The sequence below is a fragment of the Rummeliibacillus suwonensis genome (assembly GCF_007896435.1).
Taxonomy (GTDB): Bacteria; Bacillota; Bacilli; order Bacillales_A; family Planococcaceae; genus Rummeliibacillus; species Rummeliibacillus suwonensis.
Map to the genome: position 1 here is coordinate 1954218 of NZ_VCBL01000001.1, position 23563 is coordinate 1977780.

At 34.1% G+C, this 23563-nt stretch carries 19 protein-coding genes; 8 read left to right on the plus strand and 11 right to left on the minus strand.

The genetic code is table 11. The features are described from left to right. Window positions 1-61: 61 nt before the first annotated feature. The 5 genes from FEU33_RS08975 to FEU33_RS08985 all read right to left on the minus strand — a co-directional run bounded on the left by FEU33_RS08975 (window position 62) and on the right by FEU33_RS08985 (window position 4548). Window positions 62-415 carry an ArsR/SmtB family transcription factor gene (locus tag FEU33_RS08975; RefSeq protein ID WP_146549041.1) on the minus strand — a complete coding sequence of 118 codons (354 nt, stop codon included), beginning with the start codon at window positions 413-415 and terminating at the stop codon, window positions 62-64. Beyond that, window positions 416-835: an SRPBCC family protein gene (locus FEU33_RS08980; RefSeq protein ID WP_146549042.1), complete on the minus strand. Its 420-nt coding sequence runs from the start codon at window positions 833-835 to the stop codon at window positions 416-418. Between the two features lie 249 nt (window positions 836-1084). Then, complete coding sequence (locus FEU33_RS18790; protein ID WP_186731369.1) at window positions 1085-1408, minus strand: hypothetical protein; 324 nt, start codon at window positions 1406-1408, stop codon at window positions 1085-1087. Between the two features lie 1249 nt (window positions 1409-2657). After that, window positions 2658-2813, minus strand: coding sequence for a hypothetical protein (locus FEU33_RS18795; RefSeq protein ID WP_186731370.1), 156 nt, complete (start codon window positions 2811-2813; stop codon window positions 2658-2660). A 274-nt stretch (window positions 2814-3087) separates the two neighbouring features. Further along, entirely contained in the window at window positions 3088-4548 is a 1461-nt protein-coding gene (locus FEU33_RS08985; RefSeq protein ID WP_146549043.1) for an IS1182 family transposase, read from the minus strand. 533 nt (window positions 4549-5081) lie between these two features. On the opposite strand from FEU33_RS08985, the gene FEU33_RS08990 reads away from it, so the two are divergent. The 7 genes from FEU33_RS08990 to FEU33_RS09020 all read left to right on the plus strand — a co-directional run bounded on the left by FEU33_RS08990 (window position 5082) and on the right by FEU33_RS09020 (window position 11470). After that, window positions 5082-6542: an IS1182 family transposase gene (locus FEU33_RS08990; protein WP_146549044.1), complete on the plus strand. Its 1461-nt coding sequence runs from the start codon at window positions 5082-5084 to the stop codon at window positions 6540-6542. Between the two features lie 636 nt (window positions 6543-7178). Beyond that, complete coding sequence (locus FEU33_RS08995) at window positions 7179-7448, plus strand: hypothetical protein (RefSeq protein WP_146549045.1); 270 nt, start codon at window positions 7179-7181, stop codon at window positions 7446-7448. Between the two features lie 319 nt (window positions 7449-7767). After that, complete coding sequence (locus tag FEU33_RS09000; protein ID WP_146549046.1) at window positions 7768-8130, plus strand: helix-turn-helix domain-containing protein; 363 nt, start codon at window positions 7768-7770, stop codon at window positions 8128-8130. Window positions 8131-8446: 316 nt separating this feature from the next. Beyond that, on the plus strand, window positions 8447-9520 hold the full coding sequence (locus FEU33_RS09005; protein ID WP_146549047.1) for a type I restriction endonuclease: 1074 nt from the start codon (window positions 8447-8449) through the stop codon (window positions 9518-9520). A 215-nt stretch (window positions 9521-9735) separates the two neighbouring features. Continuing rightward, a complete protein-coding gene (locus tag FEU33_RS09010) occupies window positions 9736-10119 on the plus strand; it encodes a hypothetical protein (protein ID WP_146549048.1) in 384 nt (127 codons plus the stop codon). 74 nt (window positions 10120-10193) lie between these two features. Continuing rightward, the gene (locus tag FEU33_RS09015) at window positions 10194-10676 is read left to right on the plus strand and encodes a DUF6978 family protein (protein WP_146549049.1); all 483 of its coding nucleotides are present in this window, start codon (window positions 10194-10196) and stop codon (window positions 10674-10676) included. 14 nt (window positions 10677-10690) lie between these two features. Then, window positions 10691-11470, plus strand: coding sequence for a DUF1829 domain-containing protein (locus FEU33_RS09020; RefSeq protein WP_146549050.1), 780 nt, complete (start codon window positions 10691-10693; stop codon window positions 11468-11470). Between the two features lie 673 nt (window positions 11471-12143). On the opposite strand, the gene odhB is transcribed toward FEU33_RS09020, so the two are convergent. The 6 genes from odhB to dapF form a co-directional block, all read right to left on the minus strand. Then, entirely contained in the window at window positions 12144-13415 is a 1272-nt protein-coding gene (gene odhB, locus FEU33_RS09025) for a 2-oxoglutarate dehydrogenase complex dihydrolipoyllysine-residue succinyltransferase (protein ID WP_146549051.1), read from the minus strand. Between the two features lie 27 nt (window positions 13416-13442). After that, window positions 13443-16250 carry a 2-oxoglutarate dehydrogenase E1 component gene (locus FEU33_RS09030; RefSeq protein WP_146549052.1) on the minus strand — a complete coding sequence of 936 codons (2808 nt, stop codon included), beginning with the start codon at window positions 16248-16250 and terminating at the stop codon, window positions 13443-13445. 237 nt (window positions 16251-16487) lie between these two features. Next, entirely contained in the window at window positions 16488-17900 is a 1413-nt protein-coding gene (locus FEU33_RS09035; RefSeq protein ID WP_146549053.1) for a HAMP domain-containing sensor histidine kinase, read from the minus strand. After that, complete coding sequence (locus tag FEU33_RS09040; RefSeq protein ID WP_146549054.1) at window positions 17897-18577, minus strand: response regulator transcription factor; 681 nt, start codon at window positions 18575-18577, stop codon at window positions 17897-17899. The genes FEU33_RS09035 and FEU33_RS09040 overlap by 4 nt, the downstream gene beginning before the upstream one ends. A gap of 1 nt (window position 18578) precedes the next feature. Continuing rightward, complete coding sequence (locus FEU33_RS09045) at window positions 18579-20630, minus strand: diguanylate cyclase domain-containing protein (protein ID WP_146549055.1); 2052 nt, start codon at window positions 20628-20630, stop codon at window positions 18579-18581. Window positions 20631-20644: 14 nt separating this feature from the next. Then, a complete protein-coding gene (gene dapF / locus FEU33_RS09050; RefSeq protein WP_146549056.1) occupies window positions 20645-21616 on the minus strand; it encodes a diaminopimelate epimerase in 972 nt (323 codons plus the stop codon). A 1064-nt stretch (window positions 21617-22680) separates the two neighbouring features. Between dapF and FEU33_RS09055 the strand changes: the two genes are divergently transcribed. Next, a complete protein-coding gene (locus FEU33_RS09055) occupies window positions 22681-23229 on the plus strand; it encodes a GNAT family N-acetyltransferase (RefSeq protein WP_146549057.1) in 549 nt (182 codons plus the stop codon). Window positions 23230-23563 lie beyond the last annotated feature (334 nt).

The following is a 23563-nucleotide window of genomic DNA, read 5'->3' on the forward strand; positions in this document are numbered from 1 at the left end:
AAATATTCAAAAAGTGATTTTAGTAAATAATTTACAATAACTGCTCATATATCAGCTGAGACTATTCACAGTCATCTTTAATCATTGTAAAACCATTTTCATCATCATTTTCAACTACGTGTTTAAGAATTGACAATTTATTATCCCAAAATCGTTCATAATAGGAAAGCCATTGTTTGACTTCTATTAATGTTTCCGGCTGTAATTGATAAATTTTTTCTCTACCCACTTTTTCCCCACGTACCAATTTCGCTTCTGAAAGTATATGAAGATGTTTAGCAACAGCTGTCCTGCTAATAGGAAAATGAGATGTAATTTCTGAGATAGGTAATTCCTTATCAGCAAGCAGTCGAAGTACCTCTCTCCTAGTAGGATCGGCAATAGCTTGAAACACATCATGTTTTGCGGCTGTCAATTATTCTTCAACAACCTTTCGAAGTCGCTCACTAACAATGCCATCCCATCCATTGTCCATTCTGTCACGCACAACTGAACTTTTCTCATTTGCTTTTGGAAGAACAGTATCAGGAGATTTCCACCCACTATGAATAAGTGTAAACTCCGTTTTGTCATCTAATGCTTTTAAAAGAAATGTAACGATCCATCCATCTGTATCCCATGAAAAAGAAATTTTATTTGGTTCATCAACCTCTATTACTTCACACGGAGATGGTCCAAATGGAGATTGAATATGGAATTTATGTCCCACTTTAGGTTCAAAATCATTTGGCATAAACCATAGCGCAATACCTTCCGAAGTTGATACGGTATTCCATACTTTTTGTATTGAAGCCTCTAAAACAACGGTTTTTTTTATATCTTGTAATACTTCCAAATCGTATTCTCCTTTTATAAACTATAAAATGAAACCATATAGTTTTATTTATTCGAAATTATACCACCTTTTGGTTTCGTGTTCAATACTGAACCTTCTCTATTTCTCGTTATTAAATAACTGCTATTTAACTAATGTACATACCAATTTATCTTATAACGGGCTATCCATCAGGAGTTATGACATTAGATTGCGAAATAAAAAACAACTGATTTTATTAAGGTAAAGCAAGTAACAAAGAGCAAATTTTTATGGAGACAAATGTTTATAATCTACTATTTCAATCTTGAACCAATGATTACATTCCAACTTATTTAACTTGTCACTATCACAAGATGGGAATATTCTTACTTTAACTAGATCTTCTTTATAATCACCAAAATTTCTAGAAGGAATTTCAATTTTTACAGAAACATCATAAGAATGATTACTATTGTAAGTGATACCAACAATTCTTTTCCATTCCCAGTCGAAAAAAGTATCTTGTCTATATTCCTTTATTACTCTTTGATCAATAGTCGAGAATACAATGTCTGAAATAATATCTTCTGTTGTCATTATTTTTCCAATCATAACAATCTTCTTTTACATAGCTCCTGTTGTATTCGTCATTTGGTTTCTCATTAAATTTCTTAAAATTCAACAAGAAAAGAATGAAATTTTAAAATCTATAGCTGAGAAGATAGATAAGAAAGATGAGTAGGCAGGGAAACCTGTCTTTTTTTGCATTTATAGTAATGTTCCTTACTTAAGGTTCAATAAAGTATTTTTTCAATATATCATCAGATATTTTAACCAACCTAAACCTCCGCAAAAAACAACTACATTCATTCGTAATATCCATTTGGATGCATAAACGTATGCTGTGTTAAAAGATTTGATCCGACAAACGGGAAACTCCGCTTAATGATAGGTGAAAGGGTCAAATATAAATTTATCTTCAAAAAGGAGACATTCTTTGAAACTTTGTTGATATATCTTTTTTACATATTAGCATGATTATTTAACTTCTTTCTTATCGTTGTTTTCTTTAAATTTTTCCAATGTCTCATCAACAACATTTAACATAATTTACTCCCAACAGTTGTAGATTTTCTGCAATGCTGCCGCCTTCTTTCTATAGAAAAGGCGCTAAGTAAAGCCAATAAGATGGAAATTTAGACTAAATAATGAACCAAGAATGCTACCAACAGCTCCATCCAGCGAATAAAAACTCTCCACAGTTGATTGTGGGGGGCATAAAGAAAAGCACACCTTATTAGATGTGCCTTATCCAAGGTATTCTGATAAAATTTCTTTAAACATTTCTTCAACATGCTTTTTAGTAAACATTACTTGATCACGAGCTTTACCTTAGACAAAATAAAAGAAGCCTTAAACTAAACCTAACGACCATCGTAAAAAAGGTTTCTTAGTGAATTATTTGTTTTCTCCACGAATTAAGGAAGGCCTAAACTTTTCGATAAGCGCGTCTCTCCGCATATTCTACACATAAATGGCAAACTTTGATTTTTTGATTATGCTCATTCTTATATACTCTCATATCAGAAGTTTTTCTCGAACAGAAATAACACGATTTATTGTTTGATTTTTCTTTTATTATCGTAATCGGTGATCTCATAATTTATTCCTCCCTTTTCTATTAGATTTCGACAAAGAGAGGGATTCACCTTTAATAAATTTAAGTCACTTTTGACATAAAAATAACCCGATCGACCGCGTTTGTTGCACATCAGGTTCCTGTTATGGCGTACATTAAAATATGCTGGATTCATAATTACTTATTAAACTCAAACACTCTTTTTTTAGTACAATGGCAAATTCATAAATTAGATTTACTTTTAATTAATTTATAAACTCCATATCCAATAAAAATAACAACTGCAATGGAAGCAGAGATTACTGGATTAATCATTGAAGAAAACATAACGAAAAATGCGCATACGATTGCAAATAAGCCTTCTTTTTTATTATTCATAGACACATCTCCCATTATAAAAATTGAATAACACTTTTCCTAGATTAATTATATCACATAGTTTTTCCTAAATATTTAAGTTTACCACCGTAGCTATGACATACCCACTCTATATTTTATTATTAATTTATCGTAACTTTAGTTGCTTTTAGTCCTCTATTTTAGGTTGTTGAGGCCACTGAAAAACCCATGATTTTTTATTATCGTTAATCCATATTAATAAAAAAGGCAGATTATCGTCTGTATTTAGACGATAATCTACCTTTTTCCTTATCTATTTTCCCTCTTTTTCTTTGAGAAGTTTCAGAATCCGCTTGAGGTTAACTGCGAAGATTGCTGTCGCTCCTTGAATCTCCATGCCAAACAGACTCGCAGATGATGCTACATCATACCCGTGTCTATTTTTTAATTCACTATTTTTTGCTTCTATTTTGTAGCGAGTTTTTGCCAGCGTTTTAAATTTTTCTGTATGTTGAAATTCCTCTTGTTCCTTATGTTCGGTAGATTTAATCGTTCCATAATACGATTTTGATTTTGCACCTTCTTGATAACATCCATCACGGAGAGGACAAACTTGGCATTTTTTTATATCAAACATGTATCGAATTCGGGGATTATTTTTTGAATTTTTTCTTCCATCATATTTCTTTTGAGTGGTCATATGTCCTGCTGGGCAGACAAACATCCCCGCATCTTTATTATAATCAAAGTGATTTTTTCGGGTTCCTTCGGATATTACAGGATTTAATTTTGAAATTAGAGCTATTTCATTTTCTTTCGTATATGTAATAGTATCCTTCATTGAATAAGCAGTGTCGCCAATGACTGTATCCACTTTCATTCCTGTTTCTTTACTTTTTTCGATTAAAGTCTGAAGATATTTTCCGTCACTTTTTTCTCCTGTCGTAATAACGGCAGCCGTAATAATTCGTTCGTCACTCATCGCAAGGTGTGTTTTATAACCAAAGAAAGAAGAATCTTCTGTTTTATGCCCTACACGGGCATCAGGGTCACTAGAATAATTCAGATGTTCTGTAAAATCTTCTACGCCCTCTTTTAGTACATTTAACTTTTCCTTCACTGCTGGAATCGTAGCGATTTGCGGTTCTTTATCAATGACAGAAATAAGCTGTTGGCAATAATTTAATTCATCCTTTACCTCATTCGAAGTGGTTTTTGAAGGAAATTTCTTTTTCATAGACTCATCAATTTGATAGACGGCTTTTCGAACATTTTTGGACTTCTCTTGTAAAAATTCCTTTGGCGTTTTTTGATTAAACCGTGCTTTGGTATGTGTGGCATCTACAATAATGGTCTGACTCTTCATAATTCCTTTTTCCAGCGCAATTTCAACTGTTTTCCCAATAAGCATTTCTAATAAGTCTGCATCTTTTAGACGGAGCCTACGAAATTTTGTGAGAGAACTCGGATCTATGACATCCTCCTCAGGTGCCATATCGAGGAAATATTTAAACGACATATCATATTTAGAACGTTCAACTAAATCTCCGTCTGATAAATCATGAATAGATTTTAATAATAAATATTTGAACATACGAATCGGAGAAATTGCATTCCGACCATTATCAAGGCAATATTTAGTTTTTAGTTCTTCATAAATGAAAGAAAAATCGACTAGTTCATTGATTTGACGAAGCAAATTGTCTTTTGGCACAACTATATCGTATATCGCTGTATAGGGACTAAGATTGAGTGTTTCCTGATTAGAGAGCATTGAGATACCACCTACATATATTGTTCATTCTATTATAGAGTAAATTGGCAGTTGAAAGTTTGAATTTATCAAACTTTCAACTGCCAAATAGAAATATTGGACTTTTTCAGTGGCCTCAGGTTGTTAAAAGTGGGGACCTTTTTTTGTTGTAAAAATTATACTATATGAGATAAGAATATTAAATTAGGGGGAATACATATGAGTGAAAAGAAAAAAGAGCCGGGATTTTTACGAGGACACTGAAAAAGTCCTTTCTGATCTTTATTGCGAGTAGGAGAACGAATTGATCGTTCTCCTACTCGCTTTTTCATTTGAAGCCGTGGATCTCCGTTCCAGGCAGTCGCTTTCCGCGGGCACGGCTTCAATCTCCTCGTCACTCCGTTCCTGCAGGGCTTTCAGCTCGCGCTGTTCCCGCAGGAGTCGTTGCTTTCCACTCCAACCCACTCTTTTCTCTTCTCTAAAAGATTTTTTCTCTCAAAAAAGCAACTCCTTTCCTGTATAATTAAATGAAGTAAATGTAGGTGGTGTACCCAATGATTTCAAACCAAGAATCTCTCAATCTTAGCCCATTCATGGCAATATACGATATGGTGGTGCCTAAGGAAAATATGCTTCGTCAAATCAACGAACTTGTGGATTTCACATTCATTTTAGAGGAGCTCAAAACAAAATACTGTTTAGACAACGGGCGTAACGCAATACCTCCGATTCGAATGTTTAAGTATTTATTATTAAAAGCTATTTTTGATATATCGGATATCGATGTCGTGGAACGTTCCAAATACGATATGTCATTTAAGTATTTCTTAGATATGTCACCAGAAGATTCTGTGATGGATCCAAGTTCACTGACAAAATTCCGCAGACTTCGTCTTAAGGACGTGAGTTTATTAGACATGCTTATAGGGAAAACGGTTGAAATCGCATTAGAAAAGAAAATCCTCAAAAGTAAATCGATTATTGTGGATGCCACACATACAAAAGCTCGATATAATCAAAAATCACCGAAAGAATTTTTACAGGAAAAATCAAAAAATGTACGAAAAATAGTTTATCAATTGGACGAATCCATGAAAGAAAAATTTCCACCGAAAACGACTTCCAACGAAGTAAAAGATGAATTAGCTTATTGTGAAGAAGTCATTACAGTAATCGAAAATGAACCGAAAATTGCTTATATCCCAGCAGTTCAAGAAAAATTAAATGTCTTAAAAGAAGTGGTTGAAGACTATACAGAACAGTTCCATTACTCTACAGACCCAGATGCACGTATTGGTCATAAAACAGCGGATTCTTCATTTTTTGGTTTCAAAACACACATTGCGATGAGTGATGAAAGATTGATTACCGCTGCGATTGTGACCACAGGTGAAAAAAGTGATGGAAAATACCTACAAGAACTAATTGAAAAAAGCAAAGAAACAGGGATGGAAATTGACACGGTGATTGGGGATACAGCTTATTCAGAAAAAGAGAATATTCACTACGCAAAAGAAAACAAAATTCAATTAGTATCAAAATTGAATCCAGTCATTACAGATGGTACACGACCAAAGGAAAAAGAATTTGAGTTGAATAAGGATGCCGATTTATTTGTCTGCCCAGCAGGACATTTAGCTACTCGAAAAGCACGGACAGGCAAGAAAAACCAAGGGAAAAATCAAGTGCTAACTTACTTTTTTGATATCGAAAAATGTAAAGTTTGTCCTCTTCAAGAGGGATGTTATAAAAAAGGAGCGAAGAGTAAAAGCTACTCGGTATCGATTCAATCAACAGAACATAAGGACCAAGAAATATTTCAAAATACAGAGGAATTTAAAGAAAAAGCAAAATCTCGTTATAAGATTGAAGCGAAGAATAGCGAATTAAAACACAGACACGGGTATGATGTAGCATCATCTGCGGGTCTATTAGGTATGAACATGCAAGGAGCGATGGCTATATTCGCCGTCAATCTCAAACGAATTATGACCATTTTGAAGGAAAAAGAGTAAAAAAGAATAGAGAAAAAGGCGACTTTCCGTTCAAAATCGAACCAAAAGTCGCCTTTTATTTTTGATCACTGCTTAACAATATAAAAAACGTAAGTTTTTCAGTGGCCTCGATTTTTACAAGGCTGTTTTGGTTGCCTTGGTTTAATTATTATTATAGCTATTGTTATCGGTGGATGTAATGCAATATTTAGTGACGATGATGACAATAAAAAAGAGGATGCAAAAACAGAACAAACTACTAAGGAAGATAAAACAGAAAAGGTAAAAGAACAAACTGCTGAAGAAAAAGCTGCCGCTGAGAAAAAAGCAAAAAAGAAAGCTGAAGCCAAGAAAAAGGCTGAAACCGAAGCTAGAAAAAAAGCTGCTTTAGAAAAGAAAAAAACTTTAGCCGCTTTAAGATTATCTGGTACAGGTGATTCTGCAACAAAAAAATTTAATTTAAAAGATGGATTTGTTATTATTCATGCTAAACATACAGGTAGATCTAACTTTGCTGTTCAATTGTTAGATAGTAATGCTAACCCTGTCGAATTAATAGTAAATGAAATCGGTAATTATGATGGTAGCCAAATTTATAATGTAAAATCAGGACAATATCTTTTTAATATAACAGCTGATGGAAATTGATCTATTCAAATGTCTCAATATATACCAAAGAAACTTTACAAAGGTAATGCAAGAGGTAAAAGTGACAGTGTCGTATTCATGAAATTAAATGCAGGTGCTAATACCTTTGCTTTTACACATAGTGGACAAAGCAATTTCGTTGTTCAAGCTAATGGAGCAAATCTATTAGTTAATGAAATCGGTAATTACAAGGGTTCTACTGTCCAAAAAGTAGAAGATACTGGAATTTATTATTTTAACATTTCAGCTGATGGAAATTGGTCTATGAAAGTAGAATAATCTATGTACGCTTACTGACATTTGTAGTATAAAAAAGAGTTGTGTCAAAGGTGCTGCACCCCAAAAGTTAGAGCAAAATATCCTAATAATTTTGGCATTTGTTCAACAGAAATATTCTTATCCTTTCTTAATTACTTTTGGGGATTTTAAAAATAATTTACTACCTTTCAACTACTTTTTTGGTAAGTTTATAGTCATACCATATCATTACCTATTTGGTAAATTTAATATTTTTATTACCATTTAGTCAACTTTATTTTTTTACCATCTTGGTAAGTGATAATATAATTATTATAGTGGTTGTATAAGGAGGGTTCTAATGAGCTCTTTAGGAACACGAATTAGGAAGTTACGTGAACAATATAACATTAGTCAAAAAGATTTTGCTAAAAAAATTAATGTCTCAAATGTAGTACTATCACGTTACGAGTCTGATGAGCGAAAACCAGATTATGATACTCTTGAAAAAATTGCTGATTATTTTGAGGTATCTGTTGATTATTTACTAGGACGTTCAAATACTCTAAAACAACTAGTGAATAAAGATGATGAAGAATTCGAAGCTTTTTTTAATGATCCATCATTAGAAAAATGGTATAAGGAATTGCCAAAAACGAAGGAAGAAGATTTGCGTAAGCTGCGTAAGATGTGGGAAATTTTGAAGGATAAAAGTGAGGTTTAATCTATTGGGAAACCTACTAATACCCTGACAACCATAAAAGGACACGAATTAGTGTGTCCTAAAAAAATATATAATGCTGTAAAAAATATTCATTTTTTCATTCTATTTGGTTTATCCATCTTTCCAATGTTACGACTATATTCATATTTTATAGGAATTGCAAACTAATAAAAGAATGATTTTTCTTCTTTTATCAAAAATCTACATTAAATTTAAAAATTTGGTGATTTTAATATCTCCACTCTAAATGCTAAAGTTCAATATTAAAATCCCCAATGTAAATAAAACTATATCGTTAATTTTAGGAGGCAACAAAATGGAAAAATTCACAGAACAGTTAAGAAATTTAGCTAAACGAATTGAAACATTAAAAGACTCGATTAATACCGAGGAAGCTACAAAAACAGCAATAATTATGCCTTTTTTTCAGGTTCTCGGATTTGATGTATTTAACCCATTAGAATTCACACCAGAATTTACTGCAGATGTTGGTATTAAAAAGGGAGAAAAGGTTGATTATGCTATTCTTTCTGACGGTAATCCTATGATCCTTATCGAATGCAAAAGTATTAATGAAAAATTAGTTAAACATGATTCGCAACTTTTTAGATATTTTGGTACTACATCAGCAAAATTTGGAATTCTGACTAATGGTGTTGAATATAAATTTTTTACTGATTTAGAAGAATCAAATAAAATGGATGCCACTCCGTTCTTCACATTTAATATTTTAGATCTAAGAGATTCACAAATTATTGAAATTGCAAAGTTTAGAAAAGAAAATTTTGATATAGATAGTATTACAAGTACTGCTTCCGAATTAAAATATTTAGGTGCATTAAAACACTATCTCAAGGAGCAATTTGAAGAACCAGATGATGATTTCGTTAAATATTTAGTAAATCAAATTTATGATGGTGTAAAAACCAAAAGTACATTAGAAAAATTTACGCCAATTATAAAAAAAGGACTTACTCAAATTATTACAGAAAGAGTCAATGACAAATTGAATGCTGCCTTGAAATCAACAGCTGACAATAAAGTTCAGATTCCAATCGAAACCGAAGAAAAGGCGATACCTGATATTGATGATTCTATTATCACTACGGAAGAAGAACTAGAGGTTTATTCAATAGTTAAAGTAGCATTACGTGAAGAAGTACCATCCGAACGAATTTTTTATAGAGATAATAAAAGCTATTTTAATATTTTATTAGATGATAATATTCGTAAATGGATAATGCGAGTATTTTTTGAAAAAAACAGAAACTTTATAGTTTTAAACGATTCAACGGTTGATAAAGAACGTACAACTATTGACTTTAATGATCCACTAGAAATCTTGGATTCAAAAGAGCAAATTACGAATGTAGTTAATCAATTCTTGTAAGAACAATCTGTAACATGCAAGTAAAAAAAGATTTATTAAAACATGGCCATAGACTTACGAAAAAGCGGCTAACTAATTAGCATTGTTTATGAGAATGATTTTTGAGATAAGGTATGGAATTGACAACTTTTAAATGGAATAATCATAGATTTCTATTCAATTATAGTTGTAAACTTGAGAATTAAATTATCTAAATTATTAAAGGAGGACTTCTCTTGAAAAAATCACTAAAGACACTATCTCTTATCACTTCTTTCCTATTACTAAGCTGTGTCCCTATTTTTCCTTCCATCTCAAGCGAAAATACTGCAAAAGCTACATCCTACTCTTCACCAAAAGTCGGATCATATTGGAAGGGTTACAAAAAAGTAAAACTAGAAAAGCACATAACAATTTATAAAATTAAAAAAGGTGCATCACATGCTCAAGATCACCCCATTAAGAAAATAAAGTTAAAGAAAAACTCTTACGCTTATATTCAAAGTTGGTGTATGAGTTGCGGAGGCAGTTACGTCATTAAAACAAAAAAACTTAAACCAACAAAAACAGCCTATTATCAAACTGGTTATATGGATATGAATAAAAAATTTTGGTACTAAATAATGCACGCATCATATCTTTTAAATATTTATTTTTTCATTAGTATATAAATTGGAAATGGGGTTTATAAACAATGGAATTTCAAACGATACAATCTCTTATACATAGTCTAAAAAGGCTAATTGAGGATAATAATATAATAAAACTTCCAAATCCTAAAGAACAATTGCAATTAAATGCTTTAAGTAGGAATAATAAATTTATAATTGATGTAAACAGAAAAGGTAATAAACTTCCAAAGTTTACATTACAATTACGTGAATCTAATCATAAAGATTTTACACTTTTAAGATTAGACATTTTAGGACCTGATCATCCTAATCCTATTGGAGATTTTCCTTATTCAGGTGAAGTGATTCCTTGCCCGCATTTACATATAGCTCATCCAGAGTTTGGATCTAGTATTGCCTATCCATTAAACACAGAAGTTGCAGAATTTTTCTTATCTGATGAAGAAATGAAAGACATTATTAGCATATTGCGTCTTTTTTTGAGACGGTGTAATATAGGGAATATTAACGAATATCGATATATAATTCAAAATGAATTATTTTAAAGGAAGTGTATTGTATGATCGAAGAATTAAAAGAAATATATAATAGCTGGAATAATAGTAATTTAAAATTACTAGATAAAGGCGAATTCATCGAGATTACTACTCCATTTTTTGATATTCACCATGATTTTTTACAGTTAGTATTAATTAAAGGAGAAAACAATTCATTTGTTTTATCTGACGACGGATACACTATGAATGAATTGGAAATTTTGGGTATTGATTTTAACAAATCCGATAAACGTCAAAGTTTTTTAAATACTACTTTGAATATTTTTGGGGTTCAAATAGATACAACTACTCAAGAATTAAAGATAGAATTTCAACGTCTTGAAGATTATCCTGCTAAGCAACTAAACTTATTGCAATGTATATTAAGAGTTTCTGATATGCTGATGACCAGTAGAAATGCGGTTGCAAACATATTCTTTCAAGAAGTTGAAGATTATTTCAAAGAACAGAAAATATTAAATACACCGAATATTAGTTTTCCTGGTAAAAGTGGTAACGATAATAAGTTTGACTTTGTTATTCCTGCATTTGGAAATAAACCAGAGCGCATTATTAAAGCCATTAATAAACCCACTTCAGAAAATTATAAATATCCTTTATTATCATTTATTGATATTAAAGATTTTCGGGCTGACTCATCTCAAATTATTTTAGCGAATGACTTAAATGCTAAAATATCAAATAAATTTATTACTTCATTTAATAATTATGATATTCAAGTCCTCAAATGGTCTTTAAGAGAAGAATGGATTGAGACTATTAACCCTTTAGCAATTAGTTAATAAAGAAGCCTGGACAAAAACTTATTAAAATAAATAAACCGCATGAAATCAAATTTAAAAGTCTTGATTTCATGCGGTTTTATTTTCAACTTATCTCCCAGCCCCTTGTTTTATTCTTATATATCTACCATATGATGTGATAGTTTGATCCATTTTGAATTAAACAATTTTATCATCAATTGGATATGTACCCTCCTACCTAATTAAATATCAAAAATAGTGCATAGAAACTAGTGACCAGTATTTCCTACTGTGACGGACCTAGCCAAACCCTTTTCTGCCTATCAAGAAGTGTTCACCTAAAAAAACATATAATATTAAATTTTTATTTGGTAGTAAGCTTTTTAGACCACTAATCCATAATTTACTTATTTATTCACAAATGTCATTATAATAATAGCATTAAAATTACCCCATTAATTACTCATGCTAGATACTACGATTTTTGTAGTGACAAAACTTAATCAATTGAGGAAGAGATAATCGCGAAATATAATACTACAAGAACCGAAGTCATCAGAAAGACCACAAATTTACTCATTAGTTACCTAAACGAGCCCAAGAAAAAAAGCTTTGGTGGTCAAAAAGCCAAAATAACAAAAAAACCACCCTATTGAAAGGGTGGTCTGAGTGTAAGCGATAGGTTCGGAAAAGCTTTATAAAGCCCGTCAGATCAAGATTCTAGTAATAGATCTTCTGGGTTTTCGATTAAGTCTTTGACTGTTTTTAAGAATCCAACTGATTCTTTACCGTTGATAAGACGGTGATCATAAGATAATGCAACGTACATCATTGGGCGAATTTGGATTTCATCGCCTACTGCGACTGGACGTTTTACGATGTTGTGCATACCAAGGATGGCAGCTTGGTCACCATTGATAATAGGTGTAGACATTAATGAACCAAAGACACCACCGTTTGTGATTGTGAATGAGCCACCTTCAAGATCTTGAAGGGATAATTTTTTGTTACGTGCTTTTATTGCTAACTCTGCAATTGTAGCTTCGATTTCAGCAAAGTTTTTACGATCTGTATCACGAACATTTGGTACGACTAATCCGTCTGGAGTTGCTACTGCTATACCAACATCATAGAATTTGTTGTAGTGGATTTCATCACCAACAATTTTAGCATTGACTGCTGGGTATTTTTTAAGAGCTGCAGTGACTGCTTTTGTAAAGAATGACATAAATCCTAGACGAGTGCCATCGTGAGCTTCTTGGAATGCTTCTTTTTTACGTTTACGAAGTGCCATAACATTTGTCATGTCGATTTCGTTGAATGTAGTAAGCATTGCTGTTGATTGAGATACTTCAAGTAAACGTTTTGCAGCGGTTTGTTGACGACGAGTCATTTTCACTGCTTCTACACGTGATGAGTCAACAGCTTTAGCGGTTGATGCAGGTGCTGCTTTTGGAGCTGCTGGTTGTGCTGCTGGAGTTGCTGGAGCACTACCATATGCAGCTACATCTTGAACACGTACACGACCTTGAGGATCTACTGGTGAGATGGCTGCTAAGTCGATGCCTTTTTCGCGAGCTAGTTTACGTGCTGCTGGACTTGCAATGACGCGTTCAGTGGAAGGTGTTTCTTCTACTATAGGAGCTGCAGCTGGTTTAGCTTCAACCTTTGGCGCTTCTGCTTTTGTTGCTTCTTGTTTTGGCGCTTCCTCTTTCGGTGCTTGTTGTGGAGCTGGTGCTGCAGCTGCTGCGCCTGCTTCAACTTTTGCGATTACTGCGCCGACTTCTACAACGTCGCCCTCATTGGCTAAGATTTCTGTAAGTACGCCTTCTTCTTCGGAAATAATTTCAGCGTTAACTTTATCTGTTTCTAATTCTACGATGAACTCGCCTTTATCTACGTGGTCACCAACTTTTTTAACCCAACGTACGATTTCACCTTCTGTAATTGATTCTGCTAATTCTGGAACAATAATGTCTGCCACTGTATTTTCCTCCTTTAGTAGTTTGCACTATTTACGAGCCACTGCATTTTCGATAACGATTGCTTGTGCTTCTTTATAAGAATCTGCATCGCCTTCTGCTGGGCTAGAGTGTTCTGGACGGCCAATGTAAACAACTTCTTGATCATCCGCTGCTAAATCGCGTAAGAATGGATCTGCAAAGAACCATGAACCCATGTTTTTAGGTTCTTCTTGTACCCATGCAAGTGTTTTAGCATTAGGGAATTTTGCAAGGATTTCAGTAATCTCTTCTTTAGGGAATGGATATAGTTGTTCAACACGGACTAAATGTAGGTGTTCAAAGCCTTCCCCATTGCCCACTTTTTCAGCAATGTCAATTGCCACTTTACCTGAAGCAAATACGATTTTTTCAACTTTATCTGCATCTTTACCAGTTGTTGGATGTTCGATTACAGTACGATATTTGCCAGTTGTTAGCTCTTCTACATCAGCTGCTACGATTTGATTACGTAGGAGTGATTTTGGTGACATCATGATTAATGGACGAACTGCTTCTGTTCCAAGAGTAGCTGCATGATGACGTAATAGGTGGAAGTAGTTAGCTGCACTTGAAAGCATCACAACTGTCCAGTTATTTTCAGCTGATAATTGTAAGAAACGTTCTAAACGACCGCTTGTATGTTCTGAACCTTGACCTTCAGCTGAGTGAGGCAATGAAATAACCACACCAGATTTAACGCCCCATTTAGAACGTGTACCTGAGATGAAGTTATCAAACATAACTTGCGCCATATTCGCGAAGTCACCATATTGTGCTTCCCAAATGGCAAGAGCATTTTCGTTTTCTAAGTTGTAACCATACTCATAACCTACGATAGATTCTTCTGATAATGTGCTATTGATTGCAGCAAATGAAGCATTAGAACCTGAAATATGATGCAATGGCACGATTTCATGACCATTTTGTTCATCATGAAGAACAAGGTGACGTTGAGCAAAAGTACCACGTTGGGCATCTTGACCTGTAATACGTACTGGATGACCATCTTGAAGAATCGTACCAAATGCAAGCGTTTCAGCATGACCCCAGTCGATTTTACCTTTGCCTTTAAATGGATCACGACGACGATTTAAAATTTTAATCAATTTTTTGAACGGATGGAAGTCTTCTGGAAAAGCAAGAAGTTCTTCATTCATTTTTTCTAAGCGTTCTTTTTCAACTGCAGTTTCAATATCTTCTGTAAAACCATTTTTCACTGCATCTGGCATTTCATGACTAGATACTTTACCTTGACCAACTTCTTTTATATGGTCAAGTGCAGCTTGTAATTCTGCTTTCACATCTGCTTGAAGTTTAGAAACTTCTGAATCTGTTACAATCCCTTCAGAAACTAACTTTTTACCATATAAAGCACGAACGGTGTCATGTTGGTGTACGATGTTATACATTTCTGGATTAGTAATCATTGGTTCATCCATTTCGTTATGACCATAACGACGGTAACCGATTAAATCGATTAGAATATCTTTTCCAAATTTCACACGATATTCAACAGCAAAGCGTGCTACTTGTACAACTTCTTCTGGAGAATCAGCGTTGACATGAATAACTGGAACCTCATAGCCTTTTGCTGGATCTGAAGAATAAACAGTAGAACGTGAATCATAACGTTCAGTTGTGAAACCAATCATATTATTCGCAATAATATGGATTGAACCACCTGTATTGAAACCTTTTGTGCGGGAATAGTTTAATGTTTCCGTTACAATACCTTGACCAGCAAAGGCTGCATCACCATGAACAAGGATCGATAAAGCTTTTGCAGTATCTTGAACAGGAAGACCTGGATTAGAAGTATCATCTTGCGCAGCTCGAGTTTGGCCATTAACCACTGGACTTACTACTTCTAAGTGAGATGGGTTGTATGCTAATTTAATGGTTGTACCGTTTGGTGCTTTGTATGTTGCACCTAAGTGGTATTTTGCATCATTTGACCATCCTTTGGTGGCAATTAAAGAACCATCCTTTGGTACAAATAACTCACTTGGTACGTGAGCAAAATCAGCTAACATCATTTCATATGGTTTATGAACATTGTGAGTTAGAACATTCAAACGACCACGGTGTGCCATACCGATCATAATATCTTTTGAACCTTGTTCCTCAGAACGACGAATAATTTCATCGATTAAAACAACTAATGCATCCACACCCTCGATTGAGAAACGTTTAACACCTACGAAAGTCTTGTGCAAGAATTGTTCGAAACCTTCAACCTTATTTAACATGGAAAGGATTGCTTTTTTCTCATCTGAAGAGAATTTTGCATTTAGTGAGCCATTTTCAATTTTAGATTGAAGCCATTGTTTTTCTTTCTTATCAACAACATGATCGAATTCATATGCAATTTTACTTGTATAAATCGATTTCAAGTAATTAATAGCATCTAAGCCATTGTGAACGTTTACAGGAATGTCGTTTAATAAGAATGAAGCAGGGATATTCACTAAATCCTGATCAGTTAATCCATAAGTTGATGCTTCAATGCTTGTTGTGTCTTTTTGTTGGTTATTTAATGGATAGATATCAGCAGCTAAATGACCATGCGCACGGATTCCATCAGCATATTTTACAGCAGCTAATGCCTTCTCAATATTAACTGAATCCACATTTTTAGTTGTTGTTTCAATTGATTCTACAACAGGTGCGCCATATTGTTCAAAAAGTGCCACAAGATCAGCGTCTACTTCTTCAGGAGATGTTAAGTATAATTCATACATATCCATCACATAGCCAAGGTTTGGACCTGAAAAAGCAGACCACGGAGAGCTTGCGAGTGAAACATTGTTTGACATGAGAATAACCTCCAAGTTTTTTGCCAAGTGGCAGTTCCATTAATTAAAAGAATAATTCTGAAAATCCACTATAATTTACATTTCTTCCTGCTGAAGATACACGTATGTATTGTTGTAAGCTGGAAGAACATTTTTCCTTTCAATCTTACTACTCTTCATAAAAAATTCAATGTTTTTGTTACGAATTGAGCAATTTTTATCTTGAATGATGGAATTAGCGAATAATTTCTACAAAAATCATAATTTTTCAAAGGGTAGTATTACCTTGAATTTTGTTCCCTTTCCCAGCTTACTAGTTACAGTTATGTTACCGCCATACTTGTTGACCAACATCTTGACAATACTGAGCCCTAAACCTGTACCCCCTTCATCTCTTGAGCGTGCTTCATCCACTCGATAAAACCGTTCAAAAATATGGGGTAGATCATTTTCAGCAATGCCAATACCGTTATCTTCGACTTCGATTTTGCAATGCTTCAGGTCATTTGTCAAGTAAATTTGAATAGTCGTTTGATCATCGGAATAGCGAATCGCATTTTGTAATAAGTTTCGCATGATTTGTCCAAAAGCATTTTGAGAAATAGCTACAGATGATTTTGTCAGATTTTGATCATTTATATGGATCGTTACATCTGAGTGAAGAATGGTCTGTTCTTGAATAATTTCATTTGTGACGGCCCATATATCACATATTCCATCATGCTCATTTGATTGACCTCTTGCTAGTTCTAGCATTTCTTCTATTAAATTTTTCATACGTTTAATTTCCGATAAAGCCGTTCCAAGTGATTCATTTAAAATCTCTGGATCGTCTTTCCCCCATCTTTGAATCAATGATAAATGTCCTTCTACAACTTGGATAGGCGTTCTAAGCTCATGAGAAGCATCTGAGATAAATTGTTGTTGTAAAAGAAAGGATTGTTCTAGTTCCCCCATCATTTTACGATATACGCGCAATAAATCGCCAATTTCGTCATCTTGGTTGTATTCCATTTGAATAGGTGCTTCAAATCCCTTCTCTGCAACGGTCGTCATCTCTTGGCGCAAATCATGTAAAGATCTTAGTAACACTGTTGCCAAAACATAACCAATATATGCGGATAACACTAGCGCACCTATCCCAAGGATCAGCATGGCCATCAGTAAATAATTCATGAGCGAGTGAAAGGATGTTAAAGGATGGGTCAATTGAATATACCCCTGGAAAAGTCCTATTTGTATTTTCCCAGTTGCAACAAAGCTTTCAGTTCCTGCAATTTTTTGTTTATTGACGACATATCCTTTTGTGAATATTTTGTTTGGTATATCCGGAATTTCAGAAACAGTATCATTGATACGCAAAATCTCGATTCCATCTTTGTTAAGTATTCGTACAGTTTGGTCTTTGTCGATAATGGAGTTCATCAATCCCTTATTGGCCTGAATATCATCAAGGGTAATCGTATTTCCTTGAGACTCAAAAAAAACGGTTAAATCATCCATTGTACGGTTAACAGTTTGACGCTGTTCGGATAATAGCCACATATGCAACGACCAATACAACACGGAACAAATAATGGCAAAGCTGATGAAAATAACAAAAGCGGACGTGAGCGCCCACTTTGTTTTTAGAGATTGATTTTTGAAAGAAATGGTAATTAGATTTTTCATTCTCTCATCACATACCCAACCCCTCTTACCGTTTCAATGTAAGAACTCGCTTCTTTTGGCAACTTTGATCGTAGATGACGGATATAAACATCTACAACATTTGTCTCTACATCCGTTTGATAACCCCATACCTTTTCAAGAATTTGCTCTCTTGTACATACACGATTTTTATTGGTCATGAGGAGACTTAATAAATCGAATTCTGTTTTTGTTAGCTCTAATGGGCAATTATCGACAGATGCACTATAGGCATCTTGGTTGATCGTAATATTTTTATATTGCAACAGTTGCGGTTTTTTTACCGATTTGCTTGTTCTTCTTAAAATAGAACGAATGCGAGCAAGTAACTCTTCAATCGCAAACGGTTTGACGATATAATCATCTGCTCCTGCATCGAGTCCCGCTACCCGGTCCATCACCGCATCTCTAGCTGTGATAAGGATAATCGGCACTTCAGAATGACTTCTGACTCTTCTACACACTTCAATGCCATTTAACTCTGGAAGCATAACATCTAATAGTATCACATCAAAATGATTGTTCTCATCAAGTGCCAGTTGCAGTCCTTCGCGACCATTATAACAAGTTGTCACATCAAACTGCTCATGCTTCAATTCTAATTCAATGAATCGTGCAATATTTTTTTCATCTTCAACCAATAGAATAGATTTATGCATATTATTCGCCACCATTCCCAGTTGGCATATCGGCATAATGATATGAATCTTTACCAGATATTTTTTTAGCATAATATAATGCCGTATCTGCCTTATCTAATAGTAGCGAAATTTCAAGACCATCCTCAGGATAACAAGCAATACCAATGGATGATGTTGGCGCGAAATGCTCTCCTTTGATTCTCCATCCCTTACGAAGGATTTTTTGAATCCGTTTAATCGTTTTTTCGATTTGACTATTTCTTTTTGAAAGGTTCAAGGATATCTTCGTTAAAATGATAACAAATTCATCTCCACCTATACGAGCAACTATATCTGTATCTCTTAAGCTTGATAATAATGCTTTACCAAAATTTTTAATAAATTCATCACCAATATTATGCCCGTATTCATCATTAATACGTTTAAAATTATCCCCGTCAATCAATAATACGGCGATCGATCTCCCCGACGAATTAGCATCATCCGCTAATTCATCAAATTTTTCTAATAAATATCTTCTATTCGGCAACATCGTTAAACTATCATGATAGGCAAGAAAACGTAATTGTTTTTCCATTTCACGGCGTTCCGTAATTTCTCTAGCAACGGAAACAAATTGATATTCATCTTTTCGATCAAAATCTTTGACAGCAGAAATCTGCGCTTCTATCCAATGTCTACGCCCGTCCTTCGCTAAGATTTCCAACTCCATCTTAGAATTTCCTATTTTCTTGATTTGCTTCAACTCATTTTGTAAGAAGATGCTGCTTTCTTTCGTTAATAAGTCAAAATAAAACTTTCCCAATAACTCTTCTTTTTCATATCCCAGACGTGCTTCGTGCGTTGAAGATACATATTGAATGATTCCATCTTCACTAGTAATGACAATAAAATCACTTGTATGTTCTGTGATCAAACGGAAAAGCTTTTCCACATTGCGTAGATTGGTCATAATCGCTTTCTTTTCAGAGATATCAAAACTTATCCCTAAAAAATGGGTTATATCACCATTGATATTTTTGATAGGCACTATCGTCGTATCCGTCCAATACATTCTACCGTATTTTGTGCGGTTGCACATTTCACCACGCCATAGCTTTCCACTTAGAATAGTGTTCCACAAGTTTTGGTAAAATTCTTGGGAATGCTTACGTGAATTTAACAATGCATTTGTATTTCCAATCAACTCATCTGCATGAAATTGCGTTTGTTTTTCAAATCCCGTATTCACAAATTCAATAACTCCATTTTTATCGGTGATGCATATATTTGCAGCTGCGTTTAAGGCTTCCCTATAGCTATCTAACAATAACGTAGTTTGTATGGAATCTTTTTTTAACTGTACCTTACTCCCAAGCTCTTGCCATTGAATACTAATAGCAGCAACCTGATTCTCCATATTAATAGGAGAAAAACCGACTAGAAAGTCCCCCACTTCTCCTGAACTCTTCCTATGAGAAAAAATAGCAGGAGATGAAACATTCCCGTTAAAAGTATCTTTAATACATTGAAAATACTTTTTTTCATCATCTGGATTGATAAAATCTGATTTCAAAAATTCTTGCTGTTCTGTAAGTGGACAGCCAAACACTTTTTTATAAACTAGATTTACATCAAAAACAGTGAAGTCTTTTAGTAAAATGACGGTGGGATTGATTTTATCTTCAAATAATGATTCTAACCATAGATATTTCTCTTCTAATTTTTTTTGATCGTGTATATTACTTGTAACTGCCAATATATATATATGGTTTTCTTGAAAAATAGGTGTACAGACCGTTTCGTTCGCACTCTTTTTTTCAGAGAATAAATAAAAATCTCGAAATGTTGTTTGTTGCCTTGTAGCGATTGCTGTCAAATAATATTCTTTCACTTTATTTTGAACATCTGAATTTTGAACCATTTCAGATAAGAATTTGCCTTCTGGATTCGTATCAAATACATATTCAGCTGAACGATTGATATAAACATATCGAAAATCATTTTCTATGAATTCCATAAAATATACAAATTCTTTATTTGCTCCATAAAGTGTATTAAATTGTTCTTTCGTTATAAACGTTTCTGCCATAGTGCCACCTCATGTCAAACAACGGTAAACTGTGTAGCTAACTTTTCTTTTGCAAATTCAATAAGTGCATTATAGGATTGTTGTTCATTTGTATCATCAATGTCTATATAAGAATAATGTCCGTCTTTAATTTCTAAACTATACTTCCCTACAAATGTAGCGTTTCCTACCAATCTCAACTTATATTCATCCTGATCTTTTTCTACGAAACATTGAACAAAGCCTCCAGGATTGAATACTGTAATTTTTTCTTCTGTTGTATGTTTTAACATTCTTGAAACTAATGCAGAAGCCGTCATTGCAGTACCACATGCATTTGTAAATCCAACTCCTCTTTCAAATGTACGTACGTATATTTCGTCCTGACTGATTGGATAAACATAACTTACATTGACTCCATCTGGACAAATTGGATTTGGCCCATTCAAATAAGCTGCTAAATTTTCCTGATGATCCTTATTTTCTATCTTTTCTTTTGAAACAAATCCTATTAAGTGTGGATTGGGTACTGAGACAGCCGTAAAAGCCACATCATCTGCTAATTGATCATATACTGTATCGATAAAAGTTGTTTTGTCTTCTACTTTCATGGGCAATGATGAAAGTTCAAATGATATAGGTGCGATTTCAACACCATATGTAGGTACACCATTAAACAACGGCTCTTCTTTTGCAACGTGTAAAGTTACCTTCATCGTTTCAATGAGCCCTTCAGATAAATCGTTTTTTTCTAAAACATAGCGCGCTACACAGCGTAAGCCATTTCCACACATAGAAGCTTCCGTACCATCCGCATTGATCACTCGCATTTTAGCGATTCCTTTTTCTGAGGGTGCTACAAGTAACAAGCCATCCGCGCCACCATGATTTGCATCTGCACAAAGCCATTTAGCTAAAGATATCCAATCAACAGATGCCTCATCATCTGTTTCATATAAATAAAATGTATTTCCCGAACCATGTACTTTCAATAAATCTAAAACCACTAGTAGTCCCCCATTCTCTATTCCCATCATAATTCTATTCAAATAAGCATACAACTGAATAGCACACCTTGCAAAGCGTAAAATTCGCCTTTCTTACTAGAAACAAGAAAATTTCCGATAAAATTAAAATAAAATGGTTATATTTATCTATGCACCATTTCTTAAAATGTGAATATTATATTATTTTACAACTATCGATTATATTTTTGCAAATTTCAGGGAAAATAAAAATATATTTATTATCTATTTTAGCAAATATCCGTTACTCATAAAAACAGTTATTTTTTTACTATTTAAAGCAATTTCATCATACAGAATTTATGGAAAAATACGAACGTTTAAAGATGTCCATTATTTAAGATTATGAAGTGGAAGATGGTACCGTCTCGTATACTCATTTCCTTCATGTGCTGTCGATTCAGTAAAGCCTATTCAATGTATGGGAAAAGTTTGAGCTGAATCCCCGCAGGAAATGGTAATCCCAAGTTCGCTAGATGCGCGTTCCTCTGTAATGAAATATGCAAATCTGAATAAGAAGTTTTTATTACCTTTTAAATGTTTATATTTTGATACTGAAAAAAATTTCACAAAATTGACTTGATGGATAAAGTGAAACTTCCATCAGTGAGGTTTTCTTCATCCCCCACACTGAAATAGAGGAACTCAGGTTAAAAGCGCCACGTCCTGTGGCAACACCTGAGGGACCAACATCTTGCCCGTCCGAACCAATCGGACTTTTACGGGCAGTTCATCCCCCATCTATCTTTCTCGGTTCTCTCTATCTCTTGAGATGGGGGTCTTACTGCCCGTTAAAGCGGGATAAAACGGTTTTTCCTTTGCTTTTTTCTTAAATCTTAGTATAGTAAAAGTGCAAAATAATTTCATAAGTGATTCCTATTTTTATGAGAGTCAATAATAGGGAAGGCAAATGGTGCGCCACCAGTGATCACTGGTTCTAGTGGGTTCGATTCCCACCCCGAAATTTTTTATGCATTACTAAATGAAAAATTTCGAGCGGGGTAGAATCGGATGACCAGTTCACCCCTGAAAAGGAGGCGTTCAGTATGATTAAACGACGTGAATTGCACGAATGCAATGAGTTATTTGAGTTGTTAAGTCATCCATCTGTCTTCCCTTTTGTGCGTCAAAAGGCTAAGACAGCAGACGAATTTTGGTTTATGACAAGCCAATTAATAGAAGACGAAGAAAATGGAAAAGTAGTCTCACGTACGATCACAGATGATTGGGGGCAACCAATTGGCACCATCACTCTCTATGATGTGCAAGATGGAGCTGGATTCTTAGGTACTTGGATTGGCGTCCCGTTCCAAGGAAAAGGTTACAATCAAAAATCCAAAGAATTATTTTTAAAAGAATTATTTTTTGAATTAGATTTTCAGTGTGTCTTTCTAAAGATTCGAAAGGAAAATGCAAAATCTCTGCGTGCTACTTCTAAACTCAGCTATGTTACAGATGCTAAAGAAAGCCATCCATCTCTATATGAAGAAATAAACAAAGGTGAAAAACAGTTTGAATTATTTAAAATCCAAAAGGACACATTTTATTTATATATGGCTTCTCAAAATGGCGCCTCATCAGAACAGGCAATGTAAAAATGATGAAAGTGTGACCATTTCGACTTGCTACTAGCATTGGATAAAGTAAAGCTTCCATCAGTGGGGATTTTCTTCATCCCCCCACCGGATGTTAGTTGAAACAATCCAGTTTTTTACAGGCAGTTGTCCTTGCGTATCCTGCTTCCACTGAAGTTTCGATGTTGGGAATCTTCCTGTTTATACAATATATAAAAGACCATTTAGCTCATCATTTGAAAGGTGGCTAATTGGTTTTTTGTTTTGGGATTTTTACTATCTTAGTCCGGATATACAATCAGATCTCATACAGCATTTTTTAGCTCACACTCTCCTACATAAAAGTGCTTATTCT

Coding starts and splice junctions, on each gene's coding strand:
- FEU33_RS18790 (WP_186731369.1), bottom strand. CDS start 1,408: ATGATTGGAAAAATAATGACAACAGAAGATATTATTTCAGACATTGTA.
- FEU33_RS18795 (WP_186731370.1), bottom strand. CDS start 2,813: ATGAATAATAAAAAAGAAGGCTTATTTGCAATCGTATGCGCATTTTTC.
- FEU33_RS08985 (WP_146549043.1), bottom strand. CDS start 4,548: ATGCTCTCTAATCAGGAAACACTCAATCTTAGTCCCTATACAGCGATA.
- FEU33_RS08990 (WP_146549044.1), top strand. CDS start 5,082: ATGATTTCAAACCAAGAATCTCTCAATCTTAGCCCATTCATGGCAATA.
- FEU33_RS08995 (WP_146549045.1), top strand. CDS start 7,179: ATGTCTCAATATATACCAAAGAAACTTTACAAAGGTAATGCAAGAGGT.
- FEU33_RS09000 (WP_146549046.1), top strand. CDS start 7,768: ATGAGCTCTTTAGGAACACGAATTAGGAAGTTACGTGAACAATATAAC.
- FEU33_RS09005 (WP_146549047.1), top strand. CDS start 8,447: ATGGAAAAATTCACAGAACAGTTAAGAAATTTAGCTAAACGAATTGAA.
- FEU33_RS09015 (WP_146549049.1), top strand. CDS start 10,194: ATGGAATTTCAAACGATACAATCTCTTATACATAGTCTAAAAAGGCTA.
- FEU33_RS09020 (WP_146549050.1), top strand. CDS start 10,691: ATGATCGAAGAATTAAAAGAAATATATAATAGCTGGAATAATAGTAAT.
- FEU33_RS09030 (WP_146549052.1), bottom strand. CDS start 16,250: ATGTCAAACAATGTTTCACTCGCAAGCTCTCCGTGGTCTGCTTTTTCA.
- FEU33_RS09035 (WP_146549053.1), bottom strand. CDS start 17,900: ATGAAAAATCTAATTACCATTTCTTTCAAAAATCAATCTCTAAAAACA.
- FEU33_RS09040 (WP_146549054.1), bottom strand. CDS start 18,577: ATGCATAAATCTATTCTATTGGTTGAAGATGAAAAAAATATTGCACGA.
- FEU33_RS09045 (WP_146549055.1), bottom strand. CDS start 20,630: ATGGCAGAAACGTTTATAACGAAAGAACAATTTAATACACTTTATGGA.
- FEU33_RS09055 (WP_146549057.1), top strand. CDS start 22,681: ATGATTAAACGACGTGAATTGCACGAATGCAATGAGTTATTTGAGTTG.